Origin of the sequence: Solibacillus palustris (genome assembly GCF_022549215.1) — a bacterium.
GTDB classification, from domain to species: Bacteria; Bacillota; Bacilli; order Bacillales_A; family Planococcaceae; genus Solibacillus; species Solibacillus daqui.
This window is the reverse complement of the sequence record NZ_JAKZFC010000001.1, coordinates 1,384,602-1,400,148: the sequence shown is the minus strand read 5'-3', so window position 1 is coordinate 1,400,148 and position 15,547 is coordinate 1,384,602. Positions and strand designations below refer to the sequence as shown.

At 36.9% G+C, this 15,547-nt stretch carries 16 protein-coding genes; 3 read left to right on the top strand and 13 right to left on the bottom strand.

Annotated features, from left to right (window positions below; translation table 11 throughout):
• Positions 1-3: 3 nt before the first annotated feature.
• Positions 4-426 carry a DUF1641 domain-containing protein gene (locus LZ480_RS06720; RefSeq protein ID WP_241368607.1) on the bottom strand — a complete coding sequence of 141 codons (423 nt, stop codon included), beginning with the start codon at positions 424-426 and terminating at the stop codon, positions 4-6.
• A 262-nt stretch (positions 427-688) separates the two neighbouring features.
• On the opposite strand from LZ480_RS06720, the gene LZ480_RS06715 reads away from it, so the two are divergent.
• Positions 689-826, top strand: a complete 138-nt coding sequence (locus LZ480_RS06715; protein ID WP_241368606.1) for a hypothetical protein — start codon at positions 689-691, stop codon at positions 824-826.
• 230 nt (positions 827-1,056) lie between these two features.
• Here LZ480_RS06715 and rarD read toward each other — a convergent pair whose 3' ends face one another.
• From rarD to LZ480_RS06675, 8 genes are all read right to left on the bottom strand, one after another.
• Positions 1,057-1,956 carry an EamA family transporter RarD gene (gene rarD, locus LZ480_RS06710; RefSeq protein WP_241368605.1) on the bottom strand — a complete coding sequence of 300 codons (900 nt, stop codon included), beginning with the start codon at positions 1,954-1,956 and terminating at the stop codon, positions 1,057-1,059.
• 250 nt (positions 1,957-2,206) lie between these two features.
• Complete coding sequence (locus LZ480_RS06705) at positions 2,207-3,232, bottom strand: hypothetical protein (RefSeq protein ID WP_241368604.1); 1,026 nt, start codon at positions 3,230-3,232, stop codon at positions 2,207-2,209.
• Between the two features lie 238 nt (positions 3,233-3,470).
• Positions 3,471-3,866, bottom strand: a complete 396-nt coding sequence (locus LZ480_RS06700; protein WP_241368603.1) for an SET domain-containing protein — start codon at positions 3,864-3,866, stop codon at positions 3,471-3,473.
• A gap of 44 nt (positions 3,867-3,910) precedes the next feature.
• Positions 3,911-4,996, bottom strand: a complete 1,086-nt coding sequence (locus LZ480_RS06695) for a CotH kinase family protein (protein WP_241368602.1) — start codon at positions 4,994-4,996, stop codon at positions 3,911-3,913.
• Positions 4,997-5,241: 245 nt separating this feature from the next.
• Positions 5,242-5,430: a hypothetical protein gene (locus tag LZ480_RS06690; protein WP_241368601.1), complete on the bottom strand. Its 189-nt coding sequence runs from the start codon at positions 5,428-5,430 to the stop codon at positions 5,242-5,244.
• Between the two features lie 699 nt (positions 5,431-6,129).
• Entirely contained in the window at positions 6,130-7,914 is a 1,785-nt protein-coding gene (locus LZ480_RS06685) for an ABC transporter ATP-binding protein (protein ID WP_241368600.1), read from the bottom strand.
• Positions 7,904-9,667: an ABC transporter ATP-binding protein gene (locus LZ480_RS06680; RefSeq protein WP_241368599.1), complete on the bottom strand. Its 1,764-nt coding sequence runs from the start codon at positions 9,665-9,667 to the stop codon at positions 7,904-7,906. Before LZ480_RS06680 ends, LZ480_RS06685 begins: the two co-directional genes overlap by 11 nt.
• A gap of 97 nt (positions 9,668-9,764) precedes the next feature.
• The gene (locus LZ480_RS06675) at positions 9,765-10,541 is read right to left on the bottom strand and encodes a helix-turn-helix domain-containing protein (RefSeq protein ID WP_241368598.1); all 777 of its coding nucleotides are present in this window, start codon (positions 10,539-10,541) and stop codon (positions 9,765-9,767) included.
• Positions 10,542-10,723: 182 nt separating this feature from the next.
• Between LZ480_RS06675 and LZ480_RS06670 the strand changes: the two genes are divergently transcribed.
• On the top strand, positions 10,724-11,161 hold the full coding sequence (locus LZ480_RS06670; protein ID WP_241368670.1) for a GyrI-like domain-containing protein: 438 nt from the start codon (positions 10,724-10,726) through the stop codon (positions 11,159-11,161).
• Between the two features lie 109 nt (positions 11,162-11,270).
• The gene (locus tag LZ480_RS06665) at positions 11,271-11,684 is read left to right on the top strand and encodes a VOC family protein (RefSeq protein ID WP_241368597.1); all 414 of its coding nucleotides are present in this window, start codon (positions 11,271-11,273) and stop codon (positions 11,682-11,684) included.
• 217 nt (positions 11,685-11,901) lie between these two features.
• Here the strand turns inward: LZ480_RS06665 and LZ480_RS06660 are convergent, their stop codons facing one another.
• The 4 genes from LZ480_RS06660 to LZ480_RS06645 form a co-directional block, all read right to left on the bottom strand.
• Positions 11,902-12,090 (bottom strand): hypothetical protein, encoded by a 189-nt coding sequence (locus LZ480_RS06660; protein ID WP_241368596.1) that lies wholly within the window; start codon positions 12,088-12,090, stop codon positions 11,902-11,904.
• A gap of 10 nt (positions 12,091-12,100) precedes the next feature.
• On the bottom strand, positions 12,101-13,297 hold the full coding sequence (locus LZ480_RS06655) for a class I SAM-dependent rRNA methyltransferase (protein ID WP_241368595.1): 1,197 nt from the start codon (positions 13,295-13,297) through the stop codon (positions 12,101-12,103).
• A gap of 110 nt (positions 13,298-13,407) precedes the next feature.
• Positions 13,408-14,649, bottom strand: a complete 1,242-nt coding sequence (locus LZ480_RS06650) for an ABC transporter permease (protein ID WP_241368594.1) — start codon at positions 14,647-14,649, stop codon at positions 13,408-13,410.
• Positions 14,633-15,535, bottom strand: coding sequence for an ABC transporter ATP-binding protein (locus tag LZ480_RS06645; RefSeq protein ID WP_241368593.1), 903 nt, complete (start codon positions 15,533-15,535; stop codon positions 14,633-14,635). The genes LZ480_RS06650 and LZ480_RS06645 overlap by 17 nt, the downstream gene beginning before the upstream one ends.
• Between the last annotated feature and the right edge of the window lie 12 nt (positions 15,536-15,547).

The window sequence follows — 15,547 nt, the reverse complement described above, 5'->3', positions numbered from 1 at the left end:
TAATTATTTGTCTTTTTTCTCAGCTGCTACAGCTAAAAATGCATTGGCAAAACGTAATGCGCCTTGAACTTGTGGGTCTTTTAACATTTTTAATAAACCAAATACACCTACTGTTTCATTTGAAACTTCAGCACGGTCTTTTGCTTCGATAGCCGTTTGAGCTAAAGATTTTGCTGTATCTACTACTGGGCTAGCCATTTCTGTTACAGCTGCAACTGTATCACTTTTTAATGTTTCGTCAGTTGCTACTGCAGTCGCGAAATCATATGCCTTTGTTAATAAAGTTGTCATTTCTGCTAACTTAGGTAAGTTGTCAACTAAAGTTGTTAACGAAGCTTGTACCTCTGGCTTTAATAGTTGGTCTAGTACGTCTAATTGTTCTTGTGTAACAGACACTTTTTCTACCTGATTATTCATTTCTGACATAATAACTCTCCTTTGCCAACACTTAATATTTTTTTCTTCATGAAAAGTCCAAAAGCTATGTTTAAACTTTCACATTATCATTCAATAAGCAATCCTAGCACAAAGATTCGGTTGTTACAATTAGAAAATTAGAATATAAGAGAGAAAAATCAAATTTAACAATATTCTGAATTCTTAGTGCTATTTTTCGCGCAATTTTTGGTATAATAAACAGATATATTACTGCAAATTATAAGTAAAAACTTATTTTGGAGGTATTATTATGCGCAATACTCCACGTTATAAACGTGATCTGTTTTCGAGGAAACAATATTCGTTATTTGAATTTACAAAGGTCGGATTAATCGCCTTCATTTGCATTATCATCATTGGTAGTTTCATGCGTGTTGTTTTTGGATAAAAAAACTCCTCGTAAACAATGTTTACAAGGAGCTGTACATATCAATTACACCTCGGCGTAATTGCGTCCAGATTTTTTTCGAGCCCGCTCGAAAAACTCCATTAAAAAATCTGTGACATCCGCCGGAGGCAGTAACTTGATTCAGCCATAATTTGAACCCCCGCTGAACGGAGGACATTTTTAGCATTTATTCCCTAGTTATTCGAGTGAGGGACTTTTGCTGAAACAAGTTAGATCAATTTTCGCTTTCTCACTTCGATAAATTTCCCAGCAGAAAAAATAAGTACCGCAAGCCAAATACAGCTAAACGTAAATAGCTCCGTCATTGTAAAGGGCTCTTTATAAACAAAGATTCCGATTACTAAACTCATCGTTGGCGATAAAAACTGCACGAAGCCCAATAAATATAATGGAATTTTTTGTGCTCCTTTTGCAAAAAGCACAAGTGGTAATGCCGTTATAATACCACTTCCTATTAATAATAGGTTAGTTTTCATATCCACATGTAAAAAGGCAATGTCCGTCGTCTGCATTAAGTAAATATATCCTATAATTGCGATTGGTAATATAAATAATGTTTCAATTGCCAAGCCGCGCGTTGCATCTAGCGGAATTTTCTTTTTCAGCACACCATAAATTGAAAATGATAACGCAAGTGTTAGGGACACCCATGGAATCGTCCCACCTAAAATCGCTTGATAGGCTACGCCAATTGCTGCGATAATGACAGCTACAATCGTTGCACCTGATAGCTTTTCCTTAAAGATAATCAAACCGAAGAGCACAGAAATAAGTGGGTTAATGTAATAACCTAAACTCGCCTGTAGTAAGTGCTCATTATTGACCGCCCAAATATACACACCCCAGTTGACACTTATAACTAGAGATGCAATGAAGAGCGACCAAAACTGAGCTTGTCTCCCCCATAGCGATCTAATATCTGCCATTAATTCCTTGCGCTGTTTGATGAGTAATACAAAGAGCGCCGTAAAAACGAATGACCAAATAACTCGCCCCGCTAAAATTTCCAGACTCGAAACATTCTGCACTTGTTTCCAATAAAGTGGGATAAGCCCCCACATTAAATAGGCTCCTGCCGCAAACAGGATGCCTTGTTTTTGTTGTGACATACTTGCACCTTCTATGAATTTAATAGAACTCATTATAGAGGTCGAAACGTGAGATGTAAATGTCGAAATCAATTTGAGTGCGTGAAATAAAGAATACTTTCACCCATCTCATTAAAAAATCAGCCGAATGTAGATTAAAAGGACAAAAAGAAAGTTACGACCACACTTTATTAAAAGTAAATATATACAATTAAGCAAGTCCAAATCAGCAAAAGCATTCGCGCAACATATTCGTGCCGAATGCTTCTCTTTATTTAAAATTCTTGTTGATAAAATCTAAAGTGGAAGAATATTTTTTGATTTCATAATCTGTAAATCTCACCGAGTCATCTGAACCTTCTTCTATAAAACAATACTCTATTGAAGCTTTTGGATAAATCGTCTTTTCGAATAAAGTAAAAATAGCGTTTAAATCTTTTTCTAAATTAATATTTGATTTAGTTAGGCTGTTTTCTTTGAAATATACAGTGACAAAAATATTGGTACATTCGCCATTTCCATTCGTCAGCGTACAATTAAACCAATAATCATCATATTTAGAATCAAACGTGAAACGTTCATTTTCAATTTTCTTTTTCTCAGATTCCCATTTTTTATTTTCATATAAACTAGCAATATTTGCATTTGATTTTTTCATTTCCAACAAAAAATCTTCTTTTGTTTTTACACCCTTTAATTTTTCCATATCAAATACAAAGGTTTCGCTCTCGTGTGGCTCCCTCATATCTGAGACATAAATAATTTCAAATAATGCCCCGCTTTGTTTTACTAATTTATATAACTCGAATAAGCGGTCTAAATCTTTTTCTTCAAAACTTGCTAATTCCATGTGAGAGGTAGAATAAAAAGAACTCCAAATAGCTTTCTTTCCACCAACTTCTCCTATAAACACCCTATTTTCATCATTAAATGATTCATCAAATCCAAGCTTGTTAATATCTGGAATAACTTTATCTAATTTGTGTAGTTCCTTATCCGCTTCCAATGCGTTTAAATAATTATCTTTGATAAAATGCTCACTTTTGTAATTAATTTCATCTTCCGTTGGATTATCATATACCACAACGGAGAATTCCATTTCTTGATGGTCAACAGGAGCAACAATGTATGAATCCTCACCTAATTCTAATGAATTTTTGTATGAATCTTTTACAACGATGTCAATTCCATATGTATCTTTCACATAATCTTTTATTAATTCATCGTTAGAAAGAGAACTACATGCACTTAAGATCATTACTAAAAGTAAAGAAAATACAGTTAATATTTTTTTCAATTATTCTCCCCCTAATTAATTTATAAAATCAAAAAGTAATTATAGCAGAGAAAAATTATTTCGAAAAAATTTGTAACAATCAAAAAAATATAATACTCAGATCTATTTTTATCAAAAAAGCAGCCCGGTTCTCAAAAGGAACACGTGCTGCCCAAGATATTGGTGAGCGTATCTAATCATATATTCTGGTGTTACCATTATTTTTGAAAGCAAAACAATTATCATGGAGGGAAGATCTTTATTCGATTACATCAAACCATAACGGTGATTTATTTTCAAGATCACCATTGTAATTAATAGTTAATTCTTCACCCATCAAAATATCATTTAGTGCATAAAAGTCAATTGATAAATTTTCTGTATTATTTTCAAAATTAGTATTTGGAGTGTATGAATGATTAAAAAGTGATCCAAATCCAAGTGCAATGGCTGTATCATTTTTCCCCCAATAAAAGCTATAGTAAAGAAGGGAAGTCTTTTTTAAATATTTCCAATCCCCTTTAGGTAATATTATAACGGGTGATACCTCAATAAGTTCATCTTTTTTTATATCACGTTTAGCATATATACCTCTACCATATTTCCCGGTATCTTTTATACATATAGGTCCCAAAGCAGTAACTCCTTTCCCCAATCCCTATATCTCTCAAATCAAAAAAATCATTATTGATTAGATTTTTAATCTAAATTCGAGAGTTGATTTTTTAAATAATCATTGCGTTCTCGAATAAATTGGAAAATTAATTCTGGTTCATTATCAAAAATATCAATCTTATTTTTTTTATAAGGATCAAGGAGGATTTGGGGACGTATACATTGATGTAGTGGTAAGACTTTGTTTTCCATATAGTCAACTGTAAACATTGTTTCAAGGATTTCTTCTAATGTTTCTTTGTAAAGTTTGCGGAATTCGGGAACTTGCAATAGAACATAGTTAAGATGGTTTCCTGATTTACCTTCAATTGGGACATACGTATGATTCATTATCCCACCACTTACTTTCCGTCCCCAAGTTGCATCATAGTCCCATGGAAGTATTTCGAATAAGCAAGTGTCACTATTTCGATATAGGGCATAATTGTGTGTAAAACCGTCGTTATTCATTGTACAAACTGCTCCAGCGAGCCATCGGAAATATTGATCAATATTAATTTTCTGGGAGATTTCATCTGGGAAATTAGATGGAATTGTATTATTTATGGTTGTAATCAAATCATGAAGAAAGGTATCGTCTGAAGAAGCTCCGCACACTCGTTTATAGCCCGACAAAAGTGATTTTTTGGGTTTCTTATCACGCACCAATGAGAAATTTGCATCATTGTTGATAGCGTAGTAAATGGGACCGGCGGGAAGCCCCCTCTTTTCTAAAAATAAATCATCAACTGATTCCAAGTGCAGGTAGACACCTTTCAATGAGTCATTTCTGTAAAAATTGATATGCTGACTATCTGGTGAAAGGACTCCAAGATCTTGAAAGAAGTCAAGTGAAAGCTTATTGCGGATTAGTGAGGGGTCTTTATATTCTGCATTGAGGTGGATTCTACTTACTCCTAAGAATTTTTCAGTATCAATGAAGTCAATCATATAGGATCTTTTACGGAATTTCCGTGTATAGTCTCCACGATAGGCAATCTTAATGTTGTACGTAATGTTATCTACCATCAACTTTGCGGAAACAGAGTAGTCTTTTGATACTTTTTTCCTTAACTTATTTAATGCCTTTTCATCAATCATTAATAAATACGAAGGTATAATGTTTGACATGCACTCACCTCCCTAATGTACCCTTTCGGTTATCAATGTATATACTCTCACGGTATTAGACATGAAATAGCTTAAGTACACAGCTAATAAATAATTGTTATGTTCGATGTCAGTTAAAGTAAATAGATTTTATATGTAGCTAATTAAATTTTTATAAGGAGAAAATGCCCCACTAACCTTTTGAATAGTGAATGGAGGCATGTTCTTTCACCTGTACTTATACAATTGTTTCTGGTAAACGTACTTTATTTACGTTTACGTTTACGTTTACGTTTACCAGTAGATTTACAACCTGTAGATTTACGTTTACCAGTAGATTTACTACCAGTAGAAGTACAACCAGTAGAAGTGTTACCAGTAGAAGTACAACCAGTAGAAGTACTTCCTGTAGACGAATGACTACCCGAACCTTTTTTTCCTTTTTTTCCAGGCATAACAGACACCTCCTTAAGAACAGCGTTAAATGTATAATACGCAATGAATGTTTCTTAACTTAGACTATTATCAATATAAATTTAGGGATTATGTCGCCCCTAATACATAGTGATTTTAAGGTAAAGATGTGCACTTAGGTTGTACTTGTTAATCGAATAATGAAAAGTCTTAAAACCGTGAGACCGTTTTTTCTAGGATTTTTTATTTTGTTCAGGCTGGAAAGATAAAAATATTCATGGACTATGCGAATATGCTCAACAAATGCAGAAGACTAAGCGAAGAGAAGTAATTGATAAAGAATTTGAGTTACGTAGACTTAATGAATTAGCAAGCAATTTAGAGAAAGAATTAATGATCAAGCTAAACATAAAACCTCATATAGATACATCACGGTGAACCTTAACATAAGTAAAATTGTCCTTTAAAATTTTAGTTATTTTCTATACAAATAACGTTTACAAATGATAGTTTGGAAACACAAAAAATCAGTCAAAACTATAAAATAACCTTGTTTTGACTGGTCTTTATTTCAATGCTCTTATACATTTTTCATGCAAAAATGCTCAATCCCCTATTTATAAACAATTTCATACAATTTCAGAAATAGGCTGTTTTCAAAAAAATTCTGCTTACTCTAATAGTCCTTTTCCAGCCAACAAAAAACCCCACACAACCGAGGTCATGCAGAGCCCTAACATCTATTCTTTTTGCACAATCCCATTTTGCAATAAGTACATTTTTTCATATAAGCCTTTGTGCGCGAGTAACTCCTGATGTGTGCCGCGCTCGACGATTTCCCCTTTGTGCAGCACTAAAATCTGCTCGGCATCTTGAATCGTCGACAAACGGTGTGCAATGGCAATCGTTGTACGGCCTTTGCGCATTTTTTCAAGCGACTGTTGAATTCCCACTTCTGTTTCGGTATCAATCGCTGCCGTTGCTTCATCTAATACTAAAATTTTCGGATTGGTCGCAACGGTACGCGCAAAGGCGATAAGCTGACGCTGCCCACTTGAAAATGTGGAACCGCGCTCCGTCACGCGACTTTGATAGCCATCTGGTAAGCTTTCGATAAAGTCACTCGCCTGCACAAATTCTGCCGCATGCTTAACATCAGCTAAGTTTAATTGTTCATTGTAAAGTCGAATATTTGAATCGACCGTGCCGTAAAACAGGAATGGATCTTGCAGCACAAGTCCCATTTTATCGCGAAGCTCTTGCTGCGAATAGTCTTTAATCGATTCACCATCAATAACAATATCGCCCCGCTCAAATTCATAAAAGCGCATCAATAAATTGATAATCGAACTTTTCCCACTTCCCGTATGCCCAACAAGTGCTACTGTTTCGCCTGGATTGACAGTAAACGAAATATTTTTCAGCACATCCCGTTCCCCGTCATAGCTAAACGAAACATCGTTAAATTCAATACGACCATTCGTAACAGTTTGTGATTTATCTTGCTGCGTGGGTTCCAATTCCTCATTATCCATTAACGCAAAAACGCGTGATGCCGCAACAATGGCCTGCTGGAATAATGCTAGACGCTCCATCATTTGATTAATCGGGTCAAAGAAGCGGTTCATATACGTTATAAAAGCATAGACAACACCAACTTCTACGGCTGTTTCAAACGAAGTCCACCCAAAATAGAATAGTAAAATTATAATCGCCGTGAAATACACTAAGTCAATAATCGGGCGCAGCAACAGACTATTCATTTTCGTATTCGCCATCATCGCGTCAAAATGCTCATCATTAATGGCATCAAATTCATCATTAAAGCGCTTTTCTTGACGGAATGCTTGCACAATGCTCATGCCTGACAATGTCTCCGATAAGCGCGCATTCAGCTGACCAAGCTTCTCACGCATACGCATATACACAACAGCGCTAATTTTACGGTATAAATAAATGATGTAAATGACAACCGGTAATATTAACAGCATAAATAACGCCAATTTCGCATTGAGTAAAAACATCGCGATGTACACACCGACAATTAAGAACGCCGCCTGTACAAAGCTGATTAATACCGATACGAACATATCCTTTATTGCTTCCGTGTCATTGGTTGCACGGCTGACAATAGACCCCGCTGGCACTTGGTCAAAATAGCGCATGCCAAGTCGATGAATTTTTGAAAAGACATCGATCCGTAGCTGCTGAATGACCTTTAACGCCAACTCCTGGAACTTTAATGTTTGATAGTACGTAATAAATATATTCAATACTTGAATGACAAAATAGCTGACCGCCAATGTCATAACTGGCTTAAAGACGATGTTATCCATCATTAAATAATCATCGATAAATACTTTAATGAAATACGGGCCGAGCATATCCCCTACAACCGTTAGCGCTAGTAAGAATAACGCAACGGACAATAGCTTTTTATGTGGCTTTAAATATGTGAATAGGCGCATTAATACGATTCGTTGTTCTTTAGATGAAATCGTTTCCGTCGTTTGCTCATTCGCCATGCCCGTCACCCCCTTGCTCTACTAGCTGCTCTAGCTGTTGTAATTGATACATTTCATAGTAGCTGCCCTTTAATGCCATTAATTCCTCATGTGTCCCTTTTTCAATAATCGTGCCGTGATCCACAACAATGATGACATGGGCTTGCTGAATGGCACTTAAACGATGCGACGTAATAATCGTTGTCGAATCTTTGCGTTCTTCTTTTAGCGCATGTAAAATGGCTTCCTCTGTACGTGCATCCACCGCAGATAACGAGTCATCTAAAATGAGTAATTCCGGTTTCATTAATAGCGCACGTGCAATGGATATCCGTTGCTTTTGCCCACCAGACAACGATACTCCACGCTCACCTACGACTGTTTTATAGCCTTCTGTAAATTCCATAATGTCATGGTCTATATAAGCCAGCTTTGCCGCGGCACGCACTTCATCGATTGTTGCCTCTGCATTTGCGAACGCGACATTCGAGAAAATCGAAGCAGAAAATAGGAAATGCTCTTGCGGTACATAGCCAATTGCTTCACGCAACTTTAATGTTTGGTAATCCATAATCGAATAGTCACCAAAGCAGATTTGACCGTTATAGCCTTCAAACTCCCTTAATAAAAGCTTTAAAATCGTCGTTTTCCCTGCACCTGTTTTCCCAACTATGCCAAGCGTTTCGCCACGCTTTAAGTCAAAGTGCACATTATGTAATGCTGGCTCCTTATCTCCAGGGAATGTAAAGGAATCAATATGGAAAGCCAAATCACCTGATGGCATTCTCGTAATCGCATTATTTTTATCATCAATTTCAATAGGCTCGTTTAATAGCCTTTCAATTCGATTGTACGAAACACTGCCTCGCTCTACAATATTAAAGAGCATGCCAATCGCCAACATTGGCCACACAAGCAGACTTAAATACGTCGTAAATGTTACTAAATCGCCAATCGACATCGCATCTTCTAAAATAAATTTTGTCCCAAAGCCAAGGCTCAGCATAAAACTAATGCCGACAACAAAACTAATCGTTGGGTCAAATAAAGAATCGATTTTTGCTACTTGTAAATTTTTATCCACGACTTCATCAGAAAGACGGGTAAAATCATCTACATCTTGTCGTTGCTGACCAAACGTTTTCAACACTTTAATGCCCGAAATACTTTCCTGCGTTTTATCATTCAAATCTGAAAACGCGGCTTGGGCATAGTGAAAACGTTGATGTAACAACTTACCATAATACGTCGTCGAAAACGCCATTAACGGCATCGGAATCAGTGCAATTAAGGTTAAACGCCAATCAATTGTAATGGCCATTGCAAGTACAACAAAGCCACCCGTTGTCAGTGAATCAAATAGCGTTAACACCCCGCCACCCGCTGTTTGCTGAACCGCGCTAATATCATTCGTCGCATGTGCCATTAAATCACCAACACGATGCTTTTGATAAAAGGACGGCGACATTCGCGTAAAATGACGGTGCAATTTTTGGCGCAAAACGCGTGCCAAATAGTTCGACGAGCCAAAAATCATTTGTCTCCAATAATATCTTAATCCATACATTACAAGCGCAACCGCTGCAATAATGCCAATCAACGTAAACAGTTTTGCTTTCGTTAATGTGCCTTGTCCAATTTCGTCAATGGTATAGCCGATAATTTTCGGTGGCACAAGCTGTAAGATGGCCACAAGCATGAGCATTAATAAGCCAATAACATACTGGCGTTTACGCTCTTTAAAAAACCAACCAAGCTTTAAAAACACCTTCATTTTTTCACCCTCTTTTATTCTCAAGTCTTACCATTTTAACAAAACTTCGAATATTTTGATATATTTGAACACATTTTTTTCGAGCTCCGAATTAATTTCATTCACGTTCGTCTAGCCAATTGTAGAACGGCACAGGTCTTGTAGAAATCGTTGGGTGTTGATCCGTTATTGGTGCTTGTTCAATTGTCCGCAAAATCCATTTCTTATAAGCACCTAATACAAAGTTTTCAAATGAGCTATAGATTGTAATATGTTGATTGGCTACTAGAAACACACAATCTGTAATGATTTTTTTTGCGCGTTCAAATTGCTGCTTATTATACATCGCTAACTTTGGAATAATGGCTTGTACTTGATTTGCAAAATGCTGTGTTAATGGAAAACAACTAAAATGTGTTTGTAAATCTATATGCCATCTATTATGCGTTTTGCATAATAGATTATCTTTACTACTTTTTTTAGATTCAAAAGAAATTGATTCGTCTACTGTTTTCGGCGGTTCAGGCTTAGTTTGACAAGCTTTTACAGGCACATCTCGTTCGGACATTTCCGATGGGACATACGGACAAATGATATAAATATTCGCCGCCTTAATGCCGTTTAATTTTGTGTAAGCTACCTTTTGGATAATACCAAGCTGCTGTAAATATTTCACTGCACGGTATACGGTTTTTGCAGAAATCGCGAGCTTTTTAGCAATCGTCTCTGCTTTTAGATGTGCTACGCCTGGTGTTGCCAACGCATGACTTGCAATGCACTGTATAATTCGGAGCTGTGATTTTGTCAACGAATGGTCGTTTATGTGCTGTCGAACATTTGAATCCATCTCACCAACCGATTGAAATTGTCTATACGAAGTTAAATGATGAAGCATTTGTAATTCCCCCTTTATAAGGTAAATTACAAAGTGCGTTCAATTTGGGGACGCTCGAGGGAAAAAATTTTAACTGTGCAGAGATCAGTATGAAATCCTTCCTTCAATGCAGGAAATAAGGGTTTTTTATTGAATAAATAAAATTAGAATATTATGTGATTGGAGAGATAAACATCTTGTTTATGATGATTAAAAAAGAATTTAAGATTATTGGATTAAAAGGTAGTGGGGAGTATATTAACTTTGGTAATGAAGTACCATTGCTCGCAAAGCAACTATTAAGTCGCTCAAACGAAATCCTAAGTGCAACAGAGACCGAAATTGCATTATATGAGCCTAAAAAAGGTGAGGAGCATAAGATAGGTCATTATTATGTAGGGTTAATTGTGAGCGAGAAATTAATGGAAGTACCAACAGGAATGGATTACATTGAAACAAATAAAAATTATATAACAACAAGAGGCAGCATTTCTAATCTAGGAGAACTACATTTGAATTTATTGAATTGGGCAGAAGAACAAGGTTATCAAAGGGATCTCCATTCTTATATTATCGAGACATATCATCCTTTGGGGGATGGTGATGAAGAAGTACAGATTTATTTACCAATCCAAGCTTAAAATACAAATCAAAACCTACTTCAACAAACGGTCACTTTGGGTTAAGGATACAAAAAGTGGAGACTCGAAGGAGAAGATATTTATTAGGAGATTTGAAAGGAGACAAAAAATGAGTGAGAAACTATTAAGAGTAGGAACAACTTACATACCAGTAACTAATGTAATCCTTTCATCAGAATGGTATGTAAATAAATTAGGTGCAGAGTTAAGCTACAAAGACCAAGACAAAGCTATTTTAAACTTTGCAAATCAAAGCATTTTTCTTGTGAAGTCTGATGAAAATCAAAGCTCTAACTTTTTCGATATTTATGGTAATGAGCATTTTTCGTTAACTTTCGAAGTAGATGGATTACATGCCTTAGAAGCAATACGTAATGACTTCAAGCAAAATGAAATCAGAGTTGGAGAGATTGAAGACAGAGGACATTCTGGAAAAAATTTTGTTTTTTACGATTTAGATGGTAATAAATTCGATGTATGGAGTGAGCTTAGTCCAACCTTTAAAAAATTATCTAATTTATAAATAGATAGCTAAATTTGGTGAGTATTGTGCAGAAAGAACTTAAACAATTTGGCACGATTGTTGATTAAAACTTAGATTTCCAAAAGACTTTATTTTATTTCCACATTATCAGAAAACCGAAACTATGGATTAAAAATCAAAGGTTCAAATCATATGCGATTTGAACCTAAAATTGAAACACTTATTTAATTTACATGCTTATACTAAACACGCCTCTTTATTTCAGACGGTCTAAATCCTGATAGTCCTTCATATACGGACCACTATCAGCAACCATTGAATGATACAATGCTTTTACGGCAAAGTTTTTCTCTAAGCCCATTTCGCTTTTGAGCTTTTTTAATTCGTCATGTAGCTCTCGATGTTCATTGATCAGCTTTAGCATCGTTGTTTTATTATAGCGCATACTTTCTCTCCTATTTCGTTACTTGTATAAACACAACTTTTAAGTAATTAAACTCTGGGAAGTTGTGTGGTACGGCAAAGTCTTCTGGTAATTGGTGCTCCTCTAAAATTTTGTAACGTGCACCGTAGTCCTTAAACGCTTTATCGATAAACGTTTTGAACTTTTTCATGTTGAAGCTTGCGTTATTTGTTGATGCGACAATGACACCACCGTCATTTGTGATTGTCAGTGCATCTTTTAACAGCTTCGGATAATCCTTCGCTGTACTAAACGTCATTTTTTTTGTACGAGCAAAACTTGGTGGGTCAAGTACAACAACATCAAACGCCAAGCCTTTACGTGCGGCATAGCTAAAGTAATCGAACACATTCATCACTTTAATATCCTGCGATTCATAATCAATACCGTTGACGCTAAACTGCTCGATTGTTTTCGGTAAGCTACGTTTTGCAAGGTCTACACTTGTCGTACCAGCCGCGCCACCTAAAGCAGCCGCAACTGAAAATGCTCCTGTGTAAGAGAATGTATTTAATACCGTTTTGTCATTTGCATAACGGTCGCGTAACGCTTTACGCACATTACGTTGATCGAGGAAAATCCCCGTCATCGCACCGTCGTTTAAATCAACCGCATAGTTCATGCCGTTTTCTTGCACGATTAATGGGAACTCACCCTTTTCGCCTGACACATAATCATCTTTATCAATATACTGACCGTTCGTGTTGAAGCGCAATTTTTCATATACTCCACGCGTATTGACCGCTTGCTCAAGCGCTGCATAAATATCTGCACGGAATGAATAAATGCCTTCACTATACCAGCTCACCATGTAAAAGCCGTTGAAGAAATCGATTGTTAAGCCTCCGATGCCGTCTCCCTCACCATTGAATACACGGAAGGCCGATGTATCGTCTGATGTAAAAAAGTCTGCACGGTTTTCTGCCGCTTTACGAATTTTGCTTGTGAAATATTTCACATCAATCGCTTCTTTTTCTTTACGTGAAAGCACCCAGCCGATTCCTTTATTTTGTGCGCCGTAATAGCCCGTTGCGATATAGCCACCGTTTTTATCGACTAAGTGCAGTAAGCTGCCTTCCTCGACATGTACTTCATTTGTCACAATGGCATCCTTTAAAATTAACGGATAGCCATTTGTTAAGTCTTTTATCGCCTTAGCATCTACTTGTAATTCTACTAATTTTCTCATAAAGTCATCCTTTTGTTTTGCGTTCAATTAAAAAAAGACTTGCCCGCAAAAGACAAGTCTCTCGTATGTTCCTAGTGTACTACGAAAGTGCGTGAATAGCTACTCGCACATTATGTTGTCACCTTGAACACGGTTTTCATTTTTTCGATAATGCCGCCTGCAGAGTACGTTAATACACTACGTTTGTAGAACGACAGGCTGACAAAGTATAATGCAAGTACCGTACCAACTAATAGCCCAAAGCTAATAATTGGCTCAATGGCGTTTATATCCGTTGCCCCTAAACGCATCGGCATCACCATACCCGACGTAAATGGAATATATGAGAACACTTTAATAAGCATTGTATCTGGATTACCCATCCCCGAAAGCATGACATAGAAGCCAATCAGTGTTAACATCATCGCCGGCATCATTACTTGCCCTCCCTCTTCTACTTTCGAAACAAGTGAGCCAAATAGCGCACCAATAATCAAATACATTAAAATCGTTAAGAACAAGAAGCCGACCACATACATGAAATAGCTCACCGATAACGAATCAAGTAAATCAGTCACAAACGACCATTTATTCCCACCATCAGTGAATCGTAGTAGTAAAAGAAGTACACCAAACAGCACGACAAACTGCGTTAACGCCACTAAAAATGTGCCGAAAATTTTCGAGCGGAAATGAATCTCAGGCTTCACGCTAACAAGTAACATTTCTAAAGCGCGTGATCCCTTTTCAGACGCGACATCCGTTGTAATCATCGATAGATACGTAGCGACAAAGGCATAAATAATAATTCCAATTGCATAACTAATCCATACACCAGCCATTTTTTCATCTGCCGATTTCCCGTCCTCAGCCGCTTCATTTAACGAATTAAGCGTAATGACAGGCTCCGAAGAAAGTAGTAACTCTTGCTGTTCTGGGCTTAAATCAACTTGACTCATGGCATACATTTGCCCAACCTGATTAAGCATATTTTGATACTCTTGCTGGTCATTTAATGGCAGCGGATCATATGATTCTATTTTTGCAGCAAGCTTCCCGCTAGCATCCGTTAATGTAAACGCGGCGTAATAATCTTCATTCTTTAAATTGTCCGCCACAGCATCGGCCGCAACATATTCAAATGTGTAGTCATCCGTATTTTGAAGCACCTGTGATACATCAAAATCGGTTTTATTTACAACTGCAATTACATCGGCATCTCCCGAAAACAGCATCTCCTTAATTTCCGACCAAAACATCACTCCTGTAAGTACAACTAGATAAAGTAATGTCATTAAAATAAACGATTTTGAGCGTACCTTTTGCTTATAAAGCTTTTTTACGAGTACATTAAATTTAGACAAGACCCGCACCTACCTTCTCCTTGAAAATTTCATGCAGCGATAAATAATCTAAGCTGAATTTTTCGATGTATGCGCCGTTTGACAGCAGCTCGAAAATTTGTGGTGCATAGGATTCGTCTTGTAATGATAGCACCGCTTGCTCATCACGCTCTATCTTCACCTGTACAACGCCTGGATAACTAGCAAGCTCCGCCTCCGATTTATCGGTGCGCACTGTGAGATTCGTTTTTCCATATTGCTTTTTCAGGTCTAATAGCGAGCCCGAAAACAGCGATTCACCACGCTTTAATAAGCATAAGTGGTCACATAGCTCCTCGACATTATCCATTTGGTGACTCGAAAACAAAATCGTCATTCCTTGATCACGCAAATGCAAGATCGCATTTTTTAATAGTTCCATATTCACCGGGTCTAGCCCACTAAACGGTTCATCTAAAATGAGGAAATCTGGCTTATGAATAAAGCTCGCAATTAGCTGTACCTTTTGCTTATTTCCTTTTGACAGCGTTTCAGCTTTTACATGGCGCTTCTCCTCAAGGTCAAAGCGTGCAATCCAAAAATCGATATCTTTTTTTAACTTCTGTTTATCCATACCGTGCAGCTCGCCGAAAAAGTACAGCTGCTCTTCTACTTTCATTTGTGGGAAAATCCCGCGCTCCTCTGGTAAATAGCCGAGCATGTCACGGCTGATCGTTTTTATCGGCCGACCATCCCATGTGATTGTGCCTTCTGTTGTATCTTGTAAATCTAAAATCATACGGAACGTCGTCGTTTTCCCTGCCCCGTTTTGACCAATCAGACCAAATATTTCGCCTTTTTTAATTGTAAAATTAAGTTGGTTGACCGCGGTAAAATCTTTGTAACGCTTTGTTACACCAGACAATTGTAATACCATTCAATTTCCCTC

What these genes read in the sequence shown, in the direction of transcription:
- LZ480_RS06720 (WP_241368607.1), bottom strand. Translation starts at nt 426, where the DNA reads ATGTCAGAAATGAATAATCAGGTAGAAAAAGTGTCTGTTACACAAGAA.
- LZ480_RS06715 (WP_241368606.1), top strand. Translation starts at nt 689, where the DNA reads ATGCGCAATACTCCACGTTATAAACGTGATCTGTTTTCGAGGAAACAA.
- rarD (WP_241368605.1), bottom strand. Translation starts at nt 1,956, where the DNA reads ATGTCACAACAAAAACAAGGCATCCTGTTTGCGGCAGGAGCCTATTTA.
- LZ480_RS06695 (WP_241368602.1), bottom strand. Translation starts at nt 4,996, where the DNA reads ATGTCAAACATTATACCTTCGTATTTATTAATGATTGATGAAAAGGCA.
- LZ480_RS06690 (WP_241368601.1), bottom strand. Translation starts at nt 5,430, where the DNA reads ATGCCTGGAAAAAAAGGAAAAAAAGGTTCGGGTAGTCATTCGTCTACA.
- LZ480_RS06685 (WP_241368600.1), bottom strand. Translation starts at nt 7,914, where the DNA reads ATGGCGAATGAGCAAACGACGGAAACGATTTCATCTAAAGAACAACGA.
- LZ480_RS06680 (WP_241368599.1), bottom strand. Translation starts at nt 9,667, where the DNA reads ATGAAGGTGTTTTTAAAGCTTGGTTGGTTTTTTAAAGAGCGTAAACGC.
- LZ480_RS06675 (WP_241368598.1), bottom strand. Translation starts at nt 10,541, where the DNA reads ATGCTTCATCATTTAACTTCGTATAGACAATTTCAATCGGTTGGTGAG.
- LZ480_RS06670 (WP_241368670.1), top strand. Translation starts at nt 10,724, where the DNA reads ATGATGATTAAAAAAGAATTTAAGATTATTGGATTAAAAGGTAGTGGG.
- LZ480_RS06665 (WP_241368597.1), top strand. Translation starts at nt 11,271, where the DNA reads ATGAGTGAGAAACTATTAAGAGTAGGAACAACTTACATACCAGTAACT.
- LZ480_RS06660 (WP_241368596.1), bottom strand. Translation starts at nt 12,090, where the DNA reads ATGCGCTATAATAAAACAACGATGCTAAAGCTGATCAATGAACATCGA.
- LZ480_RS06655 (WP_241368595.1), bottom strand. Translation starts at nt 13,297, where the DNA reads ATGAGAAAATTAGTAGAATTACAAGTAGATGCTAAGGCGATAAAAGAC.
- LZ480_RS06645 (WP_241368593.1), bottom strand. Translation starts at nt 15,535, where the DNA reads ATGGTATTACAATTGTCTGGTGTAACAAAGCGTTACAAAGATTTTACC.